This window comes from Streptomyces sp. Rer75 (genome assembly GCF_013414305.1).
Classification (GTDB): domain Bacteria; phylum Actinomycetota; class Actinomycetes; order Streptomycetales; family Streptomycetaceae; genus Streptomyces; species Streptomyces himastatinicus.
On the sequence record NZ_CP058693.1, the window covers coordinates 10302167 to 10327118 of the forward strand.

The 24952-nt window shown below is 73.7% G+C and carries 1 protein-coding gene (only partly in view); it reads left to right on the plus strand.

All 24952 nt of this window come from inside a single coding sequence — locus tag HYQ63_RS43450, lonely Cys domain-containing protein, on the plus strand. Of the gene's 50124 coding nucleotides, 11722 precede the window and 13450 follow it; the stretch shown corresponds to coding positions 11723–36674 (codon 3908, partial, through codon 12225, partial); the first complete codon in view begins at position 3. The start codon and the stop codon both lie outside this window.

The following is a 24952-nucleotide window of genomic DNA, read 5'->3' on the forward strand; positions in this document are numbered from 1 at the left end:
TGAACCTGGTCACGTGGACGCCCGTGCCGGGGAAGATCCCGCTGCCGTCCTCGAGCACGACGTACACCTGGGACGGACACGCCATGCCGGGCGGGATGGCCTTCGTGCTGACGAACGGCAGCGTTCATGTGGTCCCCGCCCGGGAGGGAGCGCGATACCTCGCGCACCGCAAGAGCGTGCGGAATCTTGCCAAGGACGCCCGGATCCGACTGGTTTCCTGCTGGGGCGGCTCCCCCCGAGACCGTGCCGTGCCGAGCATCGCCCATGGGGGCGGCGTCTTCCCCGGGGCGCTGCACTCCCTGGAGGGCGTCTTCGTTCCCGATCCGCTCGACGATGTCGCCACCGGACAGCACGTCGCGAACGAGACCCGGCACAAGGTCGACGCCTTCCCCGGGTCGGTCTCGGTGGACTTCGTCGACGGTATGTACGTCGTGGGGTCGTACAGCGACGCCCAGGGTCGGCTGAAGACCGTCCTGGAGTTCTTCCCGGAGCCGGACGCGGAGGAGCTGGATCGCCGGGCGCGGGCGATCGGGTACCACACGGGTCCCGGGCCGGCGCCGGAGGAGGCCGGGACGGCGACGCTGCGGCTGGTGCGGGCGCTGCGGCTGACGCTCGGGAACGAGATCGACGACGATGTCCGGATCGACCAGGATCCGGCGTACGCGGAGCTGTTGCGCGGGACCGCCGCGCTGGATCGGATGTGGCAGGCCGACCAGCGGTTCCAGGGCGCGGGCCGGTTCACCCTGGACTTCTTCCAGCGGGTCGTCACCGCCCGGCTGCCCGAGGGACGGACCGAGGCCCGTCACGACGACTACCGCGCGGTGCTCACCGCCGCGGCGAACGCGGCTCCCGGTACGGCCCTGACGGCCTTCGCCCCGGGGCTTCCGGGGCCCCTGGACGAGGCGGCCACCTGGCTGAGCGGTGTCAACCCGGCCAAGGAGGCAGCCGGGGCGCTGGAACTCGACGACCCGCAGGACGCGGGACCCGCCGAGATCTCCAGACTGTTCTGGGCCCGGGTCAAGGTGTACGAGGCCCTGGCCCGGCCCGGCGCGGACCTCGACCGGCTCATCGGCCAGGCCCTCGACGCGACGCCCGACGACGCCCTGCGCGATGCCACCCGGTGGATCATGACCGCGATGTTCGCGCGTGGGCAGGACGGGTCCGACCCCGCGGCGCTGAGGGCGGCGTACGTAGCGGGCCTGGGCGCCCTGACGGACAGCACCGCCCGGTTCCGCCCCGACGGAGATCCGGGGCTGGCGTCCGAACGCCATTGGGTGGACGCGCCGAACACCCCGCCCCTGAACCTGTCGAAGGTCATGACGCCGGACGGTCTCGAGGACGCGCCGTGGGTGGGGGGCAAGGACGCGCTGGGCCAGGACAGGCCGTATCCGTATGTGGTGCGGGCCACGGTGGACCGGAACAACCCGGGCAAGCTCCGGGTGTTCGTCGACGGTAAGCACCACAGCATGACGGTCGCGGAGTTCACCGAACTGGTGGCCCGCGACCGGCATCTGCTCGTCAAGCCGCTGGCGACCCCCGTCTTCCTGGACATCTCGGAACTCGACCAGTACGTTCCCGACCTCGCGACGAAGCTCGCCCAGCGGCTGGGCCGGCCGATCTGGTCGACCGACTTCCCCACCGAGCGGACCACGCCGCCCGGCGCCCGGAACTCGCTGCTGTCCCTGAAGCCGATGTCCACGGGCGGCGCGGCACCGATGGCCGTGGACATCCTCGTCACGAACCCCACCTTCCCGAACGTTCCGGCCGACGCCCCGCGCCCGGTGCCGGCCCCGGTGCCCCGGAGCGTCACACTCCCGCCCCCGGCGGCCTCGCCGTCGTGGGGAGCACCGCTGCCACCGCTGCCCCCGGCGGTCCGCTCCGCCCTGGCGAAGGCGTCGGCCGCCGGACCCGCGCAGCGGTCGGCGGCCCCGTCCGCGGCGCCGCCGGTGCCTGCCCCGCGCCTGTCCCCGGACCAGATCGCGGAGCTGGCCGCCCGGATCGACTCGGACCGGGTGCACACCGTGCCCGTCGGCGATCCGCCGGCCGCTCCGGTCGCCACGGCGCCGTCCGCTCCCTCCGCCACGCCCGCCGCCTCCTCGCCCGGGCAGTCCGTACTGCCGCGGTCGAGCACGGTGGCGTTCGACGATCAGTCCGCCGAGGTGTCCGCGGACCAGGAGGCGGAGATCGCACGGCTGGCGGCCCGGGTGGCCGAGACCGGCCTGCGGAACAAGCGGGCGAGGCTGCCCAAGTCCCCGATCCGCATCACCGGATACGGCAGCGGAGCGGCCCGGCAGCTCGCCCGCCCGCGGGCCGAGGCGGTGGCCGCGGTGTTCCGGCGCCACCTCGACCGGGCGCTGACCGCGCTCGGCGCGGCCGACGAGGGCTTGTCCGCGGGCGACTTCGGCATCCTCGTGATGACCGGCGGCACGACGTCACCGAGCCCGGCCTCCGGCCCGGTGACGATCGGGATCACCCCCCACCGGCACTCGGCGACGGCACTGCGGCTGGACGAGCTGCGGCAGGCCGAGCCGGGTCTGCGGGACGGGCCGTTCCACCCGGCCGCCCTGGCCAGGCGGGTCCTGGGCCTGGACGACACCACACCGGTCACGGGCGCCCTGCGCGCGGACCTGTACGGGGTGACCGACCTGGCGATGAGGGACGGCCGGGCGGGCAGTCTGGCGGAGGTGGCGGCGTACCGCGCCGAGAAGGAGGCGGAACGCTACGCGGACCACCGTTTCACCACGGGCGGTGCCCGGGCCCCGGGCCTGAACTGGACGGGCCTGCCCGACAGCGAGCTGTACACGGACACCATCGGGCTCCTGGAGGAGCAGCCGGGCACCACCCCCCGGCTCCTCGGATCGAAGGTCCCGGGGTGGCACGGCGGCCCCACGCCGTACCTGCTGGCGGCCACCATGAACGGCGGCCGGGTGACGATCCCGGCGATGGACCGCACGACGCGGTCCGTGAGCGTCGAGCGGTTCGTGGAGGAGGTCCTGAAGGACCCGGAGCTGGCGAACCTCCCCGCGGGCGCTCCGATCGTGCTGGCCATGCCGTTCGCCGGGGACGGCGAACAGTACGTGGCGAGGCTGCTGGCGGAGCGGACGGGCCGCACCGTATGGGCGCACAGCGGCGATGTACGGCTGATGACCACGGACGACGGCCGCCTGACCCTCGCGGTCTACACGGCTTCCGGGCGCCCGGTGGGCTCGTGGTTCCCCGTCCCGCCCGGCATGCTGCCCGACCTGGATGAGGGGGAACACGACGAGGACTGGCACGCGGACGTGCGCTCCTCGCCCCTGGCCAGTGAGCTGACGGCACGGCAGATCGGCCGTGCCTCCTTCCAGCCCGGGGAGCTGGCCGTACGGGAGGACGCGTACAGCAACCTCGACCAGGTGACGAAGTACGTGCACTTCAACTTCGCCACCGGCACCTACTCCAGGACGTTCTCCCTGGAACCGGCCGCCCGGGGGAAGCTGAAGGCATTCTTCGCCGCCCACGGCGGGGCGGGCTTCACGTCCTTCGCGCTGGACGACGGGACCACGCACCGGGCGCCGGGCGCCGGGGGCGCCAAGTGGCTGAAGAAGCGCAAGAGCTTCACCAACCTCCTCCAGAACAAGAAGGAGTACTGGCTCGGCCTGGTGACGTGCCGGTCGGGTTCCCCGAAGGACAGCGCCGTCCCGCCCCGTCGCGCCTACGGGCGGAACAACCCGGGCGCCTTCGTGCCCAACCCGCTCCGGGAGGTCCCCCAGGGCCAGCACTACGCGAACGAGATGCGGAACAAGGTGAGCGCCGCCACCGTCCGCTCCGGCGTGCTGTTCCTGAACGGCGAGTACGTCCGCGCGCTGGTGACCGACCCCCAGGGGCGCTGGGGGGCGTACGCGGAGTTCTTCCCGGAGCCGGATACCGACGAGCTGGACCGCCGGGCGCGCGCCATCGGGCTGCACAGCGGCCCGGGGCCGGTTTCCGAGGAGGCGCGGCAGCGGACGCTGGAGCTGGTGCGGGCGCTGAAGCTGACGTTCGGGAACGAGATCGACGACGACGTCCGCGTCGAGGAGGACCCCGCCTACGCGGAATTGCTGCGCGGGGCCGCCGCGCTGGAGCGGATGTGGCGGGACGATCCGCGTTTCCGGCAGGCAGGCCCGTTCACCCTGGAGTTCTTCCAGCGGGTGGTCGCCGCGAAGCTGCCCCCGGGGCAGACCGAGCCGCGCCGGGCCGACTACCGCACGGTGCTCGCCCAGGCCCTCGGCAGCGGTCCCGGTACGCCGCTGGCGGACTTCGTGACGCTGCCGTCGGCCGTGGACCGGGCCGTCGCCCGGCTGGGCGGCCCGGGCGTGTCGCGGGCGATCGCCGACGTCCTCTCGCTGTCCAGTGCGGACGAGGTGGGCGAGGACGAGCGCTCGCAGATGTTCTGGGCCGGAGTCAAGGCGTACGAGGCGCTGGACGCGCTCGACCCCGCCGGTCTGGACGCGTACACCGCCCAGGTGCTGCACCTGGACCCGTCCGAGGTGAACGACGCACGGCGGGACCGGGCGCGGGACGTGACGGCCGCGACGTACGCGGTCGGACGCGACGGGGCCGACCCGGCCCAGGTGGCCGCCTACCACCTGGAGATCGATCAGGCTTTGTCCGACGCCACGGCCATCCCTTCGGCCACGGTCGGCGCCCCGGCGGCCGGGCGCCATCTGCTGGCCACGCCGCGGGGGAACACCGCCGTGGACCTGTCGAAGGTCCACACCGTCTACGGCATGAGGAACGCGCCGTGGGCCGGGAGGACCCAGAACGGTAAGCGCCGGCCGGACCCGTATGTGGTCCGCGCCGAGTTGGACCGCAACGACGCCGGCCACCTCTTCATTACGTACAACGGCGTGACCCGGCGGGTGTCGGCCGCGGAGTTCATCGAACTGGTGGCCATTGACCAGGATCTGCTGACCCTCGACCCGGCCGTTCCCGTCTTCCTGGCCGTCTCCGAGCTGGACCGCTTCGCCCCCGACCTGGCGCAGGACCTGGCACAGCGCATCGGCCGGGAGACGTACTCGACAGAGTTCCCCCTCGGGGAGCACACGGCCGACGGGGCGGCGCACCCAGTGTTCTCCCTGCACCCCTCGCCCGTCACCGGGAAGGCCCCCTCCGTCGCCGCCCTGCGCGTGTCCACCCCCCGCGCGCTGGACTCGGTGAGCATGCCCGCGCCGGTCCCGCCCCCGCCGGTCGACGCCGACACCCCCGGCTCCTCCCGTGGCGACCGCCGCGCCCCCGCGCCGCCCCTGGACCTCGACGCCCCGGTGCCCGGTCCTGACGACCGGCTGCCCTTCCTCGGCGGGCGGGTGCCGGGCCTCGACGACCCGCTGCCCGACCCCACCACTGCCCTCACCGAGGTCCGGCCACCCACGCCGCCCCCGCCCCCGCCGTCGCCGCCCTCGACGCTCGGGCCCACCCCGCCGCCCGGCCAGAACCCCCGGCCGAAGCCGGCCGGGGTGCAGATCGACGAGGAGCTGGAGGAGCGCCGTCGGCCGCGCATCGACAGCGACATGCTGCCGCCGCCGCAGGCGCACCGGCCCAGCAAGTTCACCGACGACAGCCGGATGCCGGGCTATGTCGACGGCTTCCTGCTGTTCCCCGGCGACGAGCCCGACGAGATCAACATGCCCATCGCGTTCGGGCAGAGCGATGTCGACATCCGCGGCTGGGAGCGGATCGTGGAGCACATCGACGTCGAGATGAAGAAGGATGACGACCCGGAGACCGTCTCGGGCGAGGGGCTGTCGATGCGCCACCGGGTGCGCGGCGGCGGTGTCGACGAGTCCGTGTTCCGCCGGATGCAGCGCGCGATGCGTGAGCGCCCCCAGACCTTCGTGGGGGAGGGCCGTGAGTTCGTGTACCGCACGGAGTCGGGGCGGCTGCGGAAGCTGCACATCAGAATCCGCAACTACGGCGAGTGGACCAAGTTCACCGACGGCGTCTCCCTGGTCAAGGTCGACAACGCGCACCGCGCGCAGGCCACCATCGGCGGTTCCAAGTCGGTCGGCCAGACCCGCCAGCTGGCCCCGACGGTGCCGCTGGGGCCGATGCCGACGATCTTCTCCGGGTTCGGCCGGCTCGGCATCCGGCTGAGCCGCATCCGCGAGGTCAACTACTCCATGCAGGACCAGGTCCTGAACGTGGGCGAGGTCCGCGGGTGGGACACCTCGCACCTGTTCCTGGACGACGCGTACGTCGAGGTGCGCATCACCGACGCCGAGCAGCCGCGCCCGGCCAAGCGGGGAGTCCTGGGCACCCGCTGGCGGGCGGAGCCGGCCACCGAGGCGGCCCCGGACGTGGAGTTCGCATTCGGTGTGCGCCACGGGCTCAAGGCGCGGCTGCCGGAGGGCGCGACCCAGGAGTCCCAGGTCCGCCGGACCCCGAAGAGGCTGGAGCTGGGGCCCGAGTCCGACATCCGGTTCTTCGTCACCGAGGACTTCGGCCCGGTCGAGCACATCCGCGACTGGGCGGCGGACCGGATCGGCGCCAAGGCCGGTTCCTCGGCCTACACCGAGCTGTCCAGGTTCTTCTCCGACCGGAACTTCCACCAGCTCTCCGGGCGGATGCGCAAGTCCGCGGTACCCGGCAAGCCGCTGCGCGCCGACGACAAGAAGAGCACCCCGCTGGGCGCATTCGTCATCGACAGGGTGGACCTGGGGCGGGCCGTGCTGGCCCAGGAGACCGACCTGGCGGAGCTGCGGGACTCGAACTTCCTGACCGTGGGGAACACCCGGAAGCAGACCAAGGCGTTCGGCAAGGACATCTCCCTCGTCGTCGGGCCCACGTTCAACCTGCCTTCGTTCGGGCTCCAGAACTTCCTCTCCGACTGGATGAACCGCATCAAGCCCCGGATCCAGGCCGGCCTCAGCCTGCGTCTCGGGCACACCCGGGGCCGCTCGGCGATGACCGGCGGCTCGGGCGCGGTCCGCTCGACCGCCCGGGCCAAGAACGTCACCACCGACCTGTACCGGGTCGAGCAGACCATCTGGATCCGCAAGACCGGGGACGCGCACGCGACGCCGTTCACCACCTGGAGCCTGGACCGGATGACGCGCACCGAGGCGCGCCGCCTGGCCGGGATGGAGGACGAGAACACCTTCGGCAGCACCGAGCCGTTCGCTCCCGCCTACCTCACCAAGGACCACCCGCCGACCCTTGGCATGGCCCGGCCGGTGCAGTTCCTCTACGCCAATGGCCGGTACAGCCGGAAGTTCGCGGAGGCCACCGAGGGCGAGGACATCCCCGCCGAGACCGACGCCCAGCCCGTCCCCGAACCCGATGGCGAAACCGACGGCGGGACCGGCACCGGCACCGGCACCGGGTCCGTGCCCGCGCTCGGCGCCGGCCCCCAGGCGAGCCCGGAGGTCATTTTCGCCGAGCGCAACCGGCTCGACTCGTTCACCCGGCAGGTGCTGACCGCCGTCTCCCGCAAGTTCCCGACGATGGTCGCCACGCTGGAGGACCTCGGCGACCCGGACGACGGCCGGTGGCGCGACCACGCGCACTACGAGATGGTCCTGCACAACACGCTGACCATCATCAACGGGCTCGCGCACCACAGCATGGCCGGGAACCAGGACGCCACGAACACGACCGGTATCCGGATCGGCTCCGTGAAACCCGGCCGGTTCAGCCGCGGTTACTACAACATCTGGCTCGACGTGAAGCTGACCAACCGCACCTATGTGGGCCCCACGGACACCATCCTGCGCCACAGCGCGCCCGGCTCCATGACCCTGGACGAGAGCCAGTACGGGGTGCAGGGGGCCGAGTTCGGCTTCGAGGCGATGGCGTCGATGCGGGACACCGCCGTCGACGACATCGGGTTCCCCACCCACGCCATGACCGGGCAGCTCGGCTACCAGGCGGCCTGGCAGACGCGCGACGAGTCCAACTACGGGGCGACCGCCACGTTCGACCAGATGGCGATCAGCACCAAGCCGGGCCACCTGTTCTCCTACGACTCCTCCTCCACCGTGAGCATCGACGGCTACTGGCGGCCCCGGAGCCTGCTGCGCGGCCTGGTCAGCTTCGGCATCCTCGGCACGTCCTTCTTCGTCCGCGGCCCCAAGGGCCGGGTCGACATCATCGGCGGCAACTCCGACGTCCCGGCCGTCAAGGGCAAGGTGCTGTTCAGCGTCCCGTCCGAGCACTGCCCGAAGACCAACCCGCACGCGGAGGGCGCCGACAACCCGTACCTGGACCCGGAGCCGGTCACCCGCACCCCGATGACCCGCGACGAGGCCAGGAAGCTGCTCGACTCGTCCGTCGAGGACGACCGGGACGCCGGGCCGCTCGACGGACTGCCCCACCAGACCCTCTCGGTGGTGGCCGAGAAGGGCTCCCCGGGGATCGTGGACCGGGTCCTGGCCAAGGCGTCCCACAACAGGTGGCAGTTGACGCGGGTGGGCGCCCCCGCGCACGACGCCGCCGTACGCCCGGAGCAGCCGCAGTTCCTGACGGCCAACGTCGACCAGAACGCGAGCGCGACCGGATCGCGCACCACCGGCCTGTTCGGCAAGGGGCCGTACATGGACTGGCTGGCCACCGTCGTGCACCGGATGCGGGTCACCAACCTGCGCGCGCTGACCCGGCCGCAGCCGATGGAGACCGAGATGACGGTCGGCGGCAGCAACAAGATGTCGGGGCCGCAGAGCAAGTCCTTCACCCAGTCGGCCGGCTTCACCGCCGTCTACGGCCACTCCCACCAGCAGGGCCCGGGCGTGACCGGCAACTACGGCCTGGTCTGGCGGCCGTGGTGGCGTACCCGGGGCTCCAGCGGAACCATCACCCGCACGGTCACCTCGGACATCAACCGGGTCGACCAGGGCCACCAGGTGCTCACCACCGGCGACGCCGAGCACGAGGTGGCCGCCGAGATGCGCTCTTCCGGTGTGCTCTCGCCGCTGGGCGCGGTGGTGCGCAGGCTGCGCGACCGGGCCGGGGAGCGTCAGGTCATCAAGGGCGGCTGGCTGGGCCACCTGCCCGAGCGGGCCGCCCACCGGCTCGGCCTCATCCAGGGCGACAAACTCGGCGGCGGCCCGACGTACACGCGCCGCAACTGGCTCCAGCCCGGGTGGTTCAGCAAGGCCCCGTTCGCCACGTACCCGGTCAACTCCGTGGACACCTCCAAGGTGGTGGAGGAGTTCGAGCGGCAACTGAACGACCTGGACATCGACGACGACAGCCGGGAGGCCATCCGCCGGCTGACCACGGCCCGGGTCACCCGCGCGCTGCGCCGGGAGATGATGGGCGCGGGCTCCGCGGTGACCGCGAGGATCGGCGGCCCCGGCTGGAAGCGGATCCGGATCGGCGGGCGGAACGTACGCGTCCGGGCCCAGCTCGAACCCGTGGGGGAGCCGCAGTTCGTCCAGTTGTGGCCGCGTACCGAGCTGGAGGACCACCGCTGGGCGGTGGAGAGCTTCAGCGACTCCTTCACCACCGGCCGGGGCAGCGACGCCGGAACCCAGGTCAACGAGGGCATCCACACCGGCGACACCAGTGTGCCGATGGCGGGCCCGTCGATGGCCGAGACCGGCTCCAACCGGCAGAACGCCTCCGGGTCGGACACCCGTGTCCGGGGCAGGCTGTGGACCTCGTACACCAGTGAGCCGCACGCCGAGTACGCCACCCGCTACCGGATGCGCATCACCATGGAGATGGGCCGGAAGCGCGGGGACGCGCCCCGGCACCCGGAACGGCGGCGGATCGAGCACAGCGGGGACGTCGGCATCCAGCGCGAGATCGTCCCGCTCAGCCTGATGCGGCCGGACACCGCCCCGAGCACCGTCCCGTCGAAGGGACCCGACCCGCTGGCCCCGCCGGAGATCGGCGACGAGCCGGCCGCGGTGAACGTGCTCACCGGCAAAGACTCCCCGCTGAAGAAGAGCAGCGACATCACCGGCGTCTTCGACTCCTGGCGCGCCATCACCCTGCCCGACGGGACACAGGGTCCGTTCATCCCGCCCCGGAACGGCTTCCACGTCCGCAACATCATCGGCGCCGAAAGCATCCTGGCGGCCAGCACCATCGCGCTGGCCAAGGCGTACGACAACCGGCTCGCCACCACCTCGGGCACCCTCACCGGGGATGAGCTTGAGCGGGCCCTGCGTACCGCGCGGATCACCCCGCTGACCGCCGAGGGGACCGGCTCCGCGCAGGTGCTGGAGGACTCCCACGGCTCCGGGGTGCTGTCCGCGTTCTTCGAACACGCCTCGGGCAACGCGGGCTACGAGACCGCCGGCCTGACCGAGAACGGCCTCGCGGACCGCTCCGAGGGCGCGCTGCGGGTGTTCTCCCGGCCGGACTTGGCGGGCGCGCGGCTGATGGCGGTGGCCGACGGCGCCCGGATGGAGTCCTCCACCCGGGTCACCCAGAGCGACAACGCGACCGCCTCCCAGGGCGGCGACCACAACACCGTCTTCGGCGCCGCGCCCGCCCTGAAGTCGGACACCGTCGGCGCGGCGAACCCGGGCGCCTCCGGCACCGGCGCCGACACCTCCGACAGCGACGGGCGGGTGATCGCCAACGACCAGGCCCGCCAGGTGAACGTCAAGCCCAGCACGGGCCGGGTGTTCGCGTTCGCCATCCCCACCGCCTGGCTGAGCGTGGCCGACGTCCACCGGCAGTTCAAGGACCTTCCGTCCAGCAGGTGGATCCGCAAGCACCTGCTGGGCTCGCTCGGTGGCGTCAAGCCGGGCCCGCAGACCGTCGAGGCGCAGACCCATGTGCTGGCCTGGGTGCGCGAGGACGTCGCCCGCCAGCTCGGGCTGATCACCGACGACAATTTCCCCGAGACCGTCGCCCAGGCCTGGGACAAGGTCAAGGACGCGGCCAAGGCATGGGCCGACGAGGACGCGAAGTACTGGGAGCTGCGCCGGGACCTCCCCGATCTGCGGGAGGCCGCCGCCGCTGCCATGGTGGCCCGCTCGGTGGCCCGGCGGCTGCGCCGGGAGGCCGAGGCCGCGGCGGGGACGGAGTCCGCGGCGGCGCGGCGGGACTTCGCGGCGGCGAGGGCCGCGGCCGACGCGGCGCTCCGGCAGGCCCCCGAGGACTTCCCGGCCCCGGTGGCCGACGAGTTGCGGTCCGCGACGGAACTGGCCGCCCAGGCGCTGGAGTCCTACCAGGCCGCCCTGCTGGCCGACCTGACGGACACCGCGCACGCGGCCCGGGTCACGAGCGCCCGGCAGGCGCTGTCCGAGGCGGACGCCCTGGTCGCCGGTATCCGGCGCCGGGAGCGGGAGCGGATGACGGCGGAGGCACAGCGGATTTTCGACAGCCGTACGGCCGCGGCGGAGGAGAGCGTGGCCAGTGCGCGGGACGCGGCCCACGCGGCGGCCCAGGCGTTCCGGGCGGCCGAGCGCGCGGTGGAGGCGCGGATCGCGGAGGTGCGGAGCCAGGAGCGCACGGCCGAGAACGCGGCGGACGCCCTCCACCACCTGCGCGCCCAGACCGACCGCCTCACCCGCTGGCACCGGCTGCCCGAGGACCCACCCAGGGGCGAGGAGGGCGCGGTCCCGACCCGCGCCGGGCTGCCCGAACCGCGGGTGACGGACTGGGAACAGGCGAAGACCGAGCGGACGGAGAACCCGGCCAAGCACTCCGACAAGCCGAAACTGGCGAAGGCGCCGGAGCTGGGCTCCATCACCGAGGAGTCAACGGCGACACCGAAGCCGAGGCCGAAACCGAGGCCGAAACCGGCTCCGGGGCTGGGCTCCATCGCCGAGGAGACACCCGAGGAACTGTCCGAGGGGGAGACCTCCGGACCGGACACCCCCGACCCGGAGAGCACCGGGGTTGACACCGGCACGGACCCCCGCGACACCGGCGCGGACCGGCGGGAGGACCCCCGGGACGAGACGTTCCGGGAGGAACCCGAGACCTCCGGCACGCCGCCCCGGTACACCGAGGCCACCGCGCTCGGCGACGGCGCGCCCGCGCTGAAGTCCCCGGAGGGGACCACCCACCGGCTGCTGGACGTCCCCGCGGACAACTCCTTCCTCCGCGCCTTCCAGCGCGCCCTGCCCGCGGCCCGCACCGGCACCGACGGCGCCCCGTTCGACGCCGCCGGGCTGCGGAACGCGCTCGCGGACGCGGTGGAGGGGCTGCCGGACGACTCGCCCCTGCTGGCGTACTTCTCCCCGGACGAGACGGATACCTTCACCTCCGCCGAACTGGACGCCGCGGCCCTGGACCTGGGCACCGACACCCCGCAGCGCCGGGAGTTCGACGCCCTCGGCGTGATCCCGCACTCGGCCGGCGACCGCCCCGTCCCCGAACGGCGCTACCAGCCGCTGAGCCCCGCCCAGCGCCGCGGCCTCGCCGCCGCCCAGGTGCGGCGCGCCGCGAACGCCGCGAACGACACCGGCTGGGACCACAGCGTCGCCGACCTGTTCCCCGCGCTCGCGGCGCGGGCGTACGGGGTGGGCGTGCGCGTCGTCCGCGACGACGGTACGTACCAGGACTTCTCGCCCCACCCCGACCGCCCGCTGCCCTCCGGCGCCGAGCGCGTCGTGCTGTACCTGGCCGACCGGCACTTCCGCGCCGTGGAAGCGGCCGCCGTGGCCGAGGGCCCGCCCGCGCCGCCGAAGCCCGCGCCGCCGGTGGACGACTCCCTGCTGACCGCCCACGCCACCCGCCCGTGGACCTGGGAGGGCCTGGACGACGCGACCTACGCGGAGCAGCCCAAGTTCGACGCGGCCTCCGACGTCCATTCGCTGAACGACCCCGACGGCTACACCTACGACCTGGTCACCCCGCGGGTCGGTGACGGGAACCTGTTCTACTCCGCGATCGCCGTCGCCCTGGGGGAGGCCCCCACGGGCGGCCGCGGGTTCGGGAAGGTGATCGACGACCTGACCGAGCTGATGGACACCGTGCCGCTGCCGCCCACGGCCCGGCTCGACCCCCGGGCCACGTTCACCGAGGACGACCTGTACGACGCCGGGTTCCGCCCGCTGGACCCGAGGTGGCGCTGGGAGTTCGAGCGTGGCGGCGGCCGGCTGCCCGAGTCCTGGCCGACGCCGCCCGGCTGGGTGCGGGAGCGCCTGATCCGCGCCCATCTGCGGAACTCCCGCCGCTGGAGCCGGGGGACGGCCCTGCTCGCCGCCCAGCTGGTGGCGGAGCACAGGGACCTGCACGTGACCTACGTGCACGAGAACGGCACGATCGACACCTTCGGCACCGCGTCCGCCGACGCGGACAACGCCATCGTCCTGTACGAGCGCGGCGGCGACTTCCTCGCGGCGACGCCCCGCGGCGCCCGTAACCCGCGGGGCCCCTGGGACTTCCGCACCACCGACCCGGCCCCGCAGCCGACCCCGCCGAAGCCCACCCGGCCCGCGCCGCCCCCGCCGGTGGTCGGCCTGCCCCCGACCGGACCGCCCGGCGGCAAGGGCGCGCCGAAGCCCCCGCCCACCGGCCGGGGACGGCGGCGACCCGTCAACGACGGCCTGCCGTTCGGCCTGGACACGCCCCCGCCCAGCACCGGGAGCCGGTCCGGCACCGAGAACCGGTCGCTGGTCCGCCCCGGCGACCTGCGGGACGCCCTGGAGCGGCTGGACACCCTGCGGGCGGACATCCCCGAACTCGCCGACGGCCCGCTGGACATGGACGCGGTCGCCCGCCATGTGCTGCTGCTGGACCCCGACACGCCCGTGACCGGGGCGCACCACGACGAGCTGCTGCGCATCGCCATGGCCCCGGAGACGGCCGCCGCGCCCAGCCTGGCGGTGCTGGCCGGGTTCGGCCTGGCGGAGCGCGGGGTGACCGCTGTCCGGGACTTCGGCCACGACGTGGACGCCTTCGCCGCCCGCGTCCTGCACCTGGCCGCCCCCGACCCGGCCCGGCGCCGGGACCTGGTCCGGCTGGTGGAACGGGCCACCGATGTCGGGATCGACGTGGGCCAGAGCACGCGGCTGGCCACGTTCAACCTGGCGACCCAGGGCCTGTTCACCCCGGAGCGGGTCATCCGGCGCCCCGACGGCTCGAAGGTGGGCCGCGACGGGGACCAGCCCCTCGACCCCCTGGACCTCGAACTGAGCGAGGTCACCCTGGTCGGGGTCGGGCCCGACGGGAAGTTCACCTTCGACACCACCGAAACGGCGCGCTGGGAGCGGCCGGAGGGCCCGGTGCCCTGGGTGGTCCGGGTCACCGGCCCGCTGGGCGAGGGGCTGCTGTCCGGGCGGGTCCCGGCGGAGGACTTCGCCCACCTGCTCCACATCGACCCCGAACGCCCCGCGGGCAGGGAGATCATCCTGCTGCTCCCGCGCACCGACCCCGCCACGGCGGGGCCCGCCGTCGAAGAGCTGCTGGACGCGGCCACGCGGAGCACGGGCGTGAAGGTGTACACCGCGTACGGCGTGGCGGACTTCTTCACCGACAGGGACGGCCGGACCACCGTCGCCCTGGGACCCGACGGGGACGGGCGACAGCGCACCGCCGCCGACTTCGTCTCCGCCGGCCGGAGCGCCGACGACAAGACCGCCACCCGCCCGGCGACCGGCCGCAGGCGGCCCCGCCCGCGGGCCGGGGTCAAGCGGCACGCCCGTGGGTTCGGCGTGGCGCGGCCCCCCGCCAAGCGGCCGCGCAGGGTGCCGCCGCCCACGATGCCCGCGGCTCCGGCGCTGCCGCCGAAGGGGACACCGCCGAAGGGGACGCCGTCGGACGGGTCGACCTCCGAGGCGCCGCCGCCCCGGACGCCGATCACGACGTCCCCGGTGGGCGGCACCACCGGCTGGGCCCGGGGGCGGCCGCTGCCGGTGGCCCGTGACGGCAACTGCCTGCTGCACGCCTTCATGGCGAGCGCCCCGCTGCTTGTCCGCGATGCCCTGCCCGGCCTGGCCGCGGACGCCCGGTCCGCCGCCGACCGGTACGCGTACGCCTGGCTGTCGGACCCCGCGCGGGTCCGCGCCGAACTGGCGCGCGGCCGCGAGCCCGGCCGCTCGGACCACCATGTCCTCGACGCCATGCAGCAATTCATCGCCGACTACCTGACCGCGAACCGGGAGCGGCTGCCGGTCGAGATCGTCCTGCCCTACCGCCGCTCGGTGCCCGGCGGACCGGCCGCCGCGGTGGAGGCGATGGACGAGCTCGCGCTGGTGATCCGGCTGACCGAGCTGCGCGTCCCCGTACCGGACCAGCGCCAGTTCCCGAGCGCGGTGCAACTGCGCGACGAGCTGCGCGACCTGGTCCTCCGGCACACCCCCCTGGACAACCGGGAGCTGTCCGGACTGCGCGCCGCGGTCCTGGATTGGGGCAACCGCTGGAACTCCGACATCGGCGATATCTTCCCCGGCCTGCTGGCTCATGCCTTCGACACCCGGATCGACATCGCCCGGTCCAGCCGGCGGGCCGACGGGCGGACGGTCCAGCGCAGCATGATGCGCGGGATCGGCCCGGAGAGTGCCGTATGGGAGGTCGAGCTCTTCTTCAGCAACCAGGTCGGCCCAACCGGACACCCCGTGAACGAGCACTACGAGGGCAGCACCGCCGCGCCCTGGTTCGCCTCCACCACGGCTCCCGTCGGCGGTACTACCGGCGGACCGTCCACGGACCCCGGCTCCTCCACCGGCGGACCGTCCACGGACCCCGGCCCCACCTACAGCGGGCGCCCCGCACCCGGCGGGTCCGCACCCCGCGGGACGCGCCGGTCCGGCGCGGGCCGGTCGGACCGCTACCGGCCCGGGACGAACCGGTCCGGGGCGCGGTGGGGTTCTCCGGGGCGGCCCGGCAGCGGGCGGCAGCGGCACGACCGCGCCGTCGGCCGCCCCTCCGCGCCCAGGACCCCGGTCCTGTTCACACCCGAGGAACTGGCCGCCCGCACCGAACTCAACCGGCTGCGGAAGACCGACCCCGAGCTGCGCCGCGGCCCGCTGGACATGACCCGGCTCGCCCGCCGCGTGCTGCTGCTCACCCCCGAGGAGCGGGTGACCGGCGAGCGGATCGCCGAGCTGATCCGGCTGGCGTCCTCGCCCGAGGCCCGGAACGCGACGAGCCTGGCGGGTCTGAGCGCGCGGTACCTCGTGGACCGGGGCGTGTTCGACGACCGCTTCCGCATCACCGACACCCAGGGCCGCCCGATGGGGATCAACTGGACCGAGAGCAGGATCCCGGCCGACCTCGATCTGAGCACCACCGCCGTGACGGTCCGCCGGGACGGGGGCAGCACCGTCGTCGACGTCCGGCCGGCGCTGTGGGCCTCCGCGCCGGGCCGCCCCGGCCCGTATCTCCTCGCCACCACCGGCGGGCACCAGTTCCTGGTGCGGGGCCGCGCGGGATTCGAGCGCCATGTGCCGTTCGAGGTGCTCAACGAGCTGATGGACCTCGACCCGGTGCTGACCTCCCTCCCGTGGGACGTCATGGCGGCCCTGATGATCCCCGGCTTCGACCGCGTCCCCGCCAGGTCCCGGATGTTCGCCACCCGGCACCACCGCAATGTGGTGGCCACCAGCGGCTTCCCGGCCGTGATGGAGCTTCCGGACCGGCCGGGTCACCGGGCGTTCGGCCTGATGGACGACGAGGGGCGGCCCCGGGGCGACTTCTTCATGTCCCACCCCGGGCCGGTGCCCGCTGACGCCGGGGCGGACGACTGGGTGCGGGACGCGGATGTCTTCCCCATCGCCGACGCCGAGGGCTGGATGACGGGCTTCGTCTCGGTCGACCTCGGCGCCGACGCCGACGGCGGCCGGGACCGGCTGCTGCACGCCGCACGGCTGCCGGCGGTGACCTCGTTCGTGATCTACAACACCCAGCTCGGTGAGTACGGCGAGAAGCGGGACGTTCCCTGGCCGCCCGGCTGGACGGACTTCACCGGCCTGCACGGCTTCCCGGGCACCGTCGCCTGGGCCACGAGGGACGGGCTCCGGTACAAGGGCAGCCGTGACCACGCCCGCGCCGTGGCCCACTTGTTCGGCCTGGTCCGGCCGTCGCGGCACCGGGACGGGGCGCAGATCATCTGCTTCTCCGCGGTGCGGCCGGGCGTCGGCGGCGTCTTCGCGGGCGGACAGTACGACGGTCCGCTGCCGTTCGTCCCCGACCCGCTCGCCGTGGTCGGCGTCGGGCAGGAGCAGGCCAACGAGACCGGGGCGACGGTGTACGGCCCCCGCCATCGCATCTCCGTGGAGACGATGGCGGACGGCACCACGGTCGTCGTGGCGCACACCAATGCCCGTGGTGAGGGCGCCTTCCTGCTGAAGTTCCGCCCGGAGCCGAAGGGTGTCGCGCTCGACGGCCGGGCCCGGACGGCCGAGCTCCACACCGGCCCCGGCCCCGCGTCCGAGGCGCTGCGCTACCAGGCGCTGCGGCTGGTGCGCGCGCTGCGCGAGTCCTTCGGCGACCCCGACGTGGACGACCGGCCGGACTACCCGGACCTGCTCCGGGGCATCGGCGCGCTGGACCGCATGCGCGAGCGCGATCCGGCCCTCGACCGCGACGGCGTCCGCGAGTTCACCCTGGACCTGCTCCACCGGGTGGTGCGCGCGTTCCGGCCGAGCCGCCCCGGCATGCGGCCCGGTGGGGCCGAGCACATCCAGGAGGTGCTGGCCCGGGCCGACGCCGCGTGGCAGGCCAGGCCCGGGCGTCCCCTCGGCAGTTTCGTCGTGCTGCCCTACCTGGCCACCGCGCTGAACCGGCTGCCCGCGTCGGGCACGCCGGGCGCGGAGGCCATGGCCCGGGAGGTCCTGGGGACCGAGGACGGGCAGCCGGTGGGCGAGGCGGAGCTGTCCAGGCTGCTGTGGACCGAGGTCAAGCTGCTGGAACTGCTGGACACCATCGTCGACGGCGGGGAGTTCGCCGCCGGAATCCTGCACCTCGACCGCCCCGACCCGGCGCGGTTCGACGAGGCGGTCGCGCTGGTGCGCAAGGCACTGGCCGTGGGCCGCCTCTCCCTCCCCGAGGTGGCCGCCTACCACTTGGAGAGCCGGGGGGCCCTGTCGGACCATACGCTCGGGAAGAACCCGGCGGGCCTGACCAACGGCCGGGACATGGTCCACGGCTCCGCCGCGCTCGACGGTGACTTCGAGGCCAGTGTCGTGACCCTGGTGGACTACGCGCCCGACGGGTCGCTCGTCGAGGTCGCCACGGTCCCCGCCCCCTGGTACGCACCGGACCGCCCGGCCCCGTTCCCGTACGTCTTCGACGGCAGCTTCCTGGGCGCGCCGGTGCCGCCGGGGGAGTTCGGCGAACTGGTCTTCCGCGACCGCGAGCTGCACGGCGCGCCCTCGAACGCCGCCATCCTCCTGATCGCGGACGGCGCCCGGCCCCCGGCCGGGGCGCCCCTCGCCGGGTCCCTCCCCGGACAGGGTGCCCGGAACTCCGCCCGCGGGGTCTGGGCCACCTACGGCCGGACCGGGATCTACCGCCGGCCGGGGTCCCGGACGTTCACCGTCTACATGGCGCCGGACGCGTCGGGGCGCCGGCCACTGGCGTCCGACTGGGGCCTCATCAGGCCGCGCGACCTCACGCCGCCCACCCCGCGCCCCGCCTTGGCACTGCCGCCCGCGGGCGGCCACGGGCCCACCTACGGGACCGGCGGCCCCACTCCGCAGGCCGTGGAGCCCGCCGACCCCCCGGCCGCGTCGCCCCAGGGCGACGGTCAGCGAGATGACGGCAGCCAGGCCGCCGAGACCGTCGCGCTCGCCTGGGACGAGCACACCCAGGCGCGGGAACTCCTGGCCGAGGCCGTGGAGGCCGCCGCGGCCACCGGCCCGGACGCCGCGGAGCGCGCCGCCGCCGCGGAGCGGCTGGAGGACGCCCTGGCGCGGCTGGAGGACTCCGGCACTCGGCTGTACGACCTCGGCGTCCCGCCGGCCGAGTTGGCCGCCGCCACCGCGCCCGGGAACACCGCCGCCCTCCCGGCCCCGGTCCTGCGCGACGACCTGCGGGGGTGGCTCGCCGCCCAGGTGTCGGCCGAGGACCTGCGCCAGGGCGCGCCGACCCTGGACCCGGCCGAGTTCGTCACCACCGACGACCTGCGCGCCGCCGGTGGCGAACTGTCGCTCGGTCAGGAGATCGAGGCCAAGGTGAACGGCGGCCGGCTCCAGGCGCGAGGCGTGTCCCCGCTGGTCCAGGTGCGGCTGCTGCTGGACCGCCCCGGCCCGGGGCCGGACGGGCTCGACGCGGTCGCGGCCGAGGTGTCGCGGCGGCTGTGGCGGTCGGCGTACGAGGCGTTCGCGGCGGCGGCCACGACGCGCGAGAGCGCGCCCGCGCAGGAAGGCGCGCAAGCGCGGGACGGCGCGGCCCCGGCGGACGGCGCGCGGCCGCAGGACGGCACCGAGCCGCGGGACGACGGCGCGGCGCCGGACCCCGCCCGGGCCTGGGAGCTCGCCGCCTTCCTGGTGCTGCCCGCCCCGGCACATGCGGCGCAGGCCGACGCCCGCTACGCCGGGGACGCGTACCGCGCCGCCGTACGGGACGTCGCCGAGCACCTGCTCGACCACGGGCCCGACGCCCGGTCGGCCGTCGAACTGGCCGACACGCGGTGGCGGGAGCTGGGCCTGCGGCCCCGCTGGACCGAGGCCGCCCCGCCCGCCCCCGAGCCTCGTCCCCGGCCGGTGGTGTCGTCGGCCGCCGCGATGCCCGACCTGGACATGCCGGACCTGGACACCTCGGACGTCGACATGTTCGAGGCCATCGAGGTGTCGGAGTCGTCGTCCGACGAGAGCGTGTTCTCGGAGGGCTCCGCGTCCGACTCCGACACGTCCGTGTACAGCGACTCGTCGGACGAGGACGCCCCCGCTCCCGACCCCGGTCCGAAGCCCGCCTCCCGTACCGCGCTCCCGTCGCAGGCCGAGGTGCGCTTCGCAAAGGCCACGGTCGGGCTGTCCGACGACGAGGTCACGAAACTGCGGGGGCTGGCCCGCCACCTGGCGCTGGCCGGGCTGCGGAACCGGCGGGCCGGGTTGCCGCTGCCGGAGATCCTCATCACCGGTTACGGCAACGACCTGCGGTCCAACGACGAGCTGTTGGCCCGGCAGACCGCGGCCCAGGACCGCGGCAATCGGCGCGCCCGGACCGTGTCCATGACGCTGACGTACGAGCTGGGTCGCGCGCTGAGGGCGCTCCAGCGGAACCGGCCGGACGGTGAGCAACTGTCGTCCGGTCACTTCTCCGTGGGCAGCCGCGGCGTGCCCCTCGTCCCCGCCAACAAGAGGGTCGCGCAGTCCCCCCTGCCGACGCGGATCGACATCTCCACCGCGCCCCGCGCGAAGGCGGCCGAGACCCTGGACGGGCTGCGCCGCCAGGAGAAGCGGCTGCGCCACGGGCCGATGGACGTGTCCTCGCTCGCCCGGAGCATCCTCCACCTGCCCGAGGGCACGGCCGTGGACCAGGCCGTGCGCGACGAGCTGTTCGACCTGGTGCTGGAAGCGGACAAGGCGGGCCGGGCGACCAGCCTGGCGGCGCTGGGCGCGTTCCACGCCCAGCGGCAGGGCGTACTGGACGCCCGCCACCGGTTCAACGGCGCCCAGGGCGACACGGGCCTGAACTGGACGGGTACGGGCTCGGTAGAGGTGGACACCGCCACGGTCGAGCTGGCCGAGAAGAACAGGCAGGGCGTGATCACGCGCCTGCGGGTGGACGATGCCCAGCCGTGGGAGGGGAACGAGTCCGCCTTCGTCGTGGCCGCCAAGGGGGACCGGAACAAGGTCGTGTTGCCGTGGCCGGACAACACCACCCGGGATCTGGGTATCGAGGAGTTCGCCGAGTTGCTGGCGCACGACCCGGTGCTGTCGGGGCTGCCGGAGGACGTGCCGATCGTGCTGGCCGTCCCGCAGGCGGGCTACGGCCTCCGCTACTTGCCGAGGCTTCTCGCGCACCTCACCGGTCGCACGGTGTACGTGCACAGCGGCGATGTACAGGTCGTGGTCCGGCCGGGGCAGTCCGCGAAGATCCGGGTGACCCGCCACAAGGGGAAGCGCCAGGGCGACTGGGTGCCCAACTTCCCCGGCCGGCACCCCGGTTCCTACGACGACGTGCCCCTCTGGTACCACGACGTGGAGACCTCGGCCATCGTCAGCAAGCTGACCAAGAAGGTGACCGGGCAATCCGCGTTCGCTCCCGACGATCTGGCCGACTTCCGTGAGGAATACCTCCGCCGTATCGACCAGATGAAGCGGTTCGCCCACTTCAACCCCGCCACGGGCACCCGTTCCTCCACCTTCTTCACCCCGGCGGACCCGGACGAGGCGGCCCCGGCGGTCTACCAGAGCGCCCACGGGTATCCGGGGGGCATCAGCGTGACGATGGAGAACGGCGATACGCGGAGACTGGACGGTCCCGAGACGGAGAAGTGGGCCCGCGCGCAGCGCGTACTCCTGTCCGCCTTCCCGAAGGGGCACTGGGGCGACCTGGACATCTGTTGGGCGGGCTCGCACCGGGACGGCCGGGTGCCCCAGCGCGACCACGCCGGTTTGGGCTTCCCGGGGCCGTACGTCGCCGACCCGCTGGAGGACGTGCCCGTCGGGCAGCTCTACGCCAACGGCCTGCGGCGCAAGATTCGCTGCAACATCCGGGTCTCCGGGATGGCACACGAGGACGACCCGAACCGCATCTACTTCCGCATGCTGTACACCGATCCCCGGGGGCGGTGGTCCGTGCGTGCGAAGTTCTTCCCCGAGCCCCGGACCGGTGAACTGGTCCGCCGGGCGCGGGCGATCGGTTTCGTCGGCCCGGACGGGAAGGTGTCCAAGCGGGACCGGAAGCGGACGCTGCGGTTGGTGCGGGCGCTGAAGCTGGCGCTGGGCAACGAGGTGGACGACGGCGTACGCATCGAGGAGGAGCCCGGCTACGCCGAGCTGCTGTGCGGGGCGGCCGCGCTGGACCGGATGTGGCACGCGGACGGGCGGTTCGGCGCGGCGGGCCCGTTCACGATGGAGCTGTTCCACCGGATCGTGGCGGCGAAGCTCCCCGCGGGGCGGACGGAGGCGCGCCGGGCGGACTACCACCGGGTGCTCCTGGAAGCGGCGAACGCGGCGGGCGACACGCGTCTGGGCGACTTTGTCACGCTGCCGCCCGCCGTGGACGCGGCGAGTGTTTGGAAGGACGGCCACGCTGACCCGGCGGACTTCGACCGCGTGGTGGCGTCCATGCTGGGTGTCCCGGTCTCCGATGTGAACGACGGCCACCGCATGCGGGCGTTCTGGGCCCGGGTCAAGGCCCATGAGCTGCTGGACCGGCCCGGTCTGGACGTGGACGGGCTCGCCCGGAAGGCCCTGCACCTGGCGGCGGCCGACTCGGTGGGCGACGCGCGCAGGAAGGACCTGTGGAGGCTGGTCGGCATGGCGTTCGCCCGTGGTCGCGACGCCACCGACCCCGATGCCCTGGCCGCGTTCCACCTGGAGACGGCGGGGGTCTTCTCCAACCCGCTGACGAACCCGCTGGTGAGCGGAGACGGTATCGGCCACGACTGGACCGCCGGGACGAAGATCCAGACCCTCGACACCTCACGGATTCTGACGCCGGGCGGAATGGTCCCGGCTCCGTGGTTCGGCAAGGACCCGAAGGACAGGGTCCGGGCGGCGCCCTCTGTGGTCCGTGGCTCCTACATCCCGTCGGAGCCGGGGATCCTGCACCTGCGCTTCGGCAGCAACCCACGGGTCTTCCGGGTGCCGTTCGCGGAGTTCGTCGAGCTGATGGCCTATCACCCCATGCTTGTGGATCGGGACCTCACCAGTGTCCTGGTGCTGGACATCGCCGGTCTCCACGACGACTCCCTGGCGGACACGCTGAAGAAGCGGCTGGGCCGTCCCGTGACGTTCACCCGTGCCACCACGGGAACCGCCCAGCCGGAAGGGCTGCCGCACCCCGTCCTGTCCCTCATGCCCTCGGCGCAGGACCCGCAGCCGACCGCGCAGAGCTGGGGCATCCGGCAACCGGTCGCCCCCGCCACCCTGGAGACCGCCCCGGTCCCGGTTCAGCCCGTGCCCAGCTCAGCCCGGCCCAACCTGACCGTTCCCGAGACGCGCCCGCAGGCGCTTCCTCCGAGCGGGGCACCCGCGGACGGCGGACAGGGCGGGCTGGACCCGGCCGGTGTGGAGGGCGCCGACTCCATCGGCCTGAACACGCTGCCGCCCGCGGCCGTCGTCACGGCGGGAATCCCGGCGACCGCCTCGGCCGTCCTCACAGCCGCCGATCAGAATCCGGACTCGGACCCGGACTCCGACCCGGATTCCGGCTCGGACTCCGACTCTGCCCCCGAGCCGGACCCCGAGTCGGATTCGGAGTCCGACTCCGAGCTCGAGTCGGACTCCGACTCCGACTCCTCCGACGACCCCGACGACGAGACCCCCGCCAACCAGGGGCTCTCCGCCCTCGTCACCCGCTTCGGCCGGGGCCACCGCGGGCTCCAGGGGTCGGTGCACGTCATGCCGTTCCCGGAGGACACCCTCACCTGGCTGCACGCACACCTGAGCCGGACCGTCCGGGCCGAGGCCGCGGCCCAGCTCCAGCCGGGCGAGCTGGAGGCGCAGAACCCGGCGGACACCGCCGCACTGGAGCAGGACATCGCCGCCCAGTACTCCGCCGACGAGGTGCTGGACGCTCTGCCGCACGTGCTGAGTGGCAAGGGAATGTCCCGCACGGTGACCTACCGGGGCCGGAAGTACCAGGTATCGGCGCGGTTGGAGCTCTTCGGCCACCAGCCCGCCCCCACGATGGCCGACGACACGCCCGAGGGCCGCCGGGTACACATCGAGGAGCGCAACCGGACCGCGATTGACACCAGCGACACCAGCAGCACCGGGAACGTCCGGAGCCTGCCGCTCTCCTACGGCCGCACCTGGCTGGTCCACGACTCCAGGAACCCGGCGGTGGCCTCGCAGACGTTCACCCCGAAGCTGACGCTGACCCACAACCAGCAGGTCGTCACCATGACGGTCCCGGAGAACTACACCGCGATGTCCGCGCTCGCGTTCTCCTCGGAGCCCTCGCACGCCTACGACTACGGGATGAGCTGGCAGTTCACGGCCGTACTTGCCCCGAGCGCCACGGCGCCCACGCCGCACACCGAGGACGACTGGAGCGACGCCGAGATCTCGCCCGCCCGGCTCGCCGCGTGGTTCCCCCACTACCTCACCCAGACCATGCCGCCGCGCCCGTACGGCCCGGTGTCCCCGCACGACCTCCCCGCGGACCCGCGGACCCTCACCGACGAGCTGCCGCTGTACCGCATGGACACCATCCACGACCCGTCCGAGCTGCTCGACGTGTTCCTCGCCGCCCCGCAGCTGCGTCCGCATCTGCGCCGTATGTCGGACGAGTCGGCCACCGCGCTCCGGGCGTTCCTGGACGAGAACAACCGGCGCTCGGGCCTGCCGCTGATGCTGGCCGGGGCGTACCCCTCGCCGATCCTCCTGGACAGCGCCGGTGAGCCGCTGGGCTATCTGGAGACCTCGGCGCGGATCAACTCCTTCAGTGCCGACGCGCTGGCCAGGAGCAGCAAGAAGCTGGTCCTGGAGAGCGACCTGCTGCACCTGGTCGGTGCCAAGACGGCGCTGACGGTCTCCAACGCCGAGAAGGCGGAATTCACCGTCACCACCACCTTCCAGGGCGCCCCCAGCCCGGACGGCAACTTCGTCTTCGGCGGCGGCTACAAGCACCAGCGGTCCCGCACCCTCAACTCCGGCGGCACGGCGTACGACTGGTACAGCCTGGTCAGCGAGAACCCGCATCTGCTGACGGACGCGGACATCACGTACACAGCCACCCTCGTGCTCCCCAAGGGCGGCCGGACCGCGCCCTTCACGCTGCCGAGCCCCCAGGGGCAGTCCATGCGGGTGCCGACCCTGGCCGATGTGACCGGCACCCCCGTGGAGCCTGGCCAGGAGCGCCACCTCCCACCGGAGCTGGCATCGCTGCGCGCCCTCGGGGTCAACACCACCCCGCTGAAGATCACCGGCACCGGGCCGCTGTTCGACCAACTGGAGACCCTGCTGCGCACGAT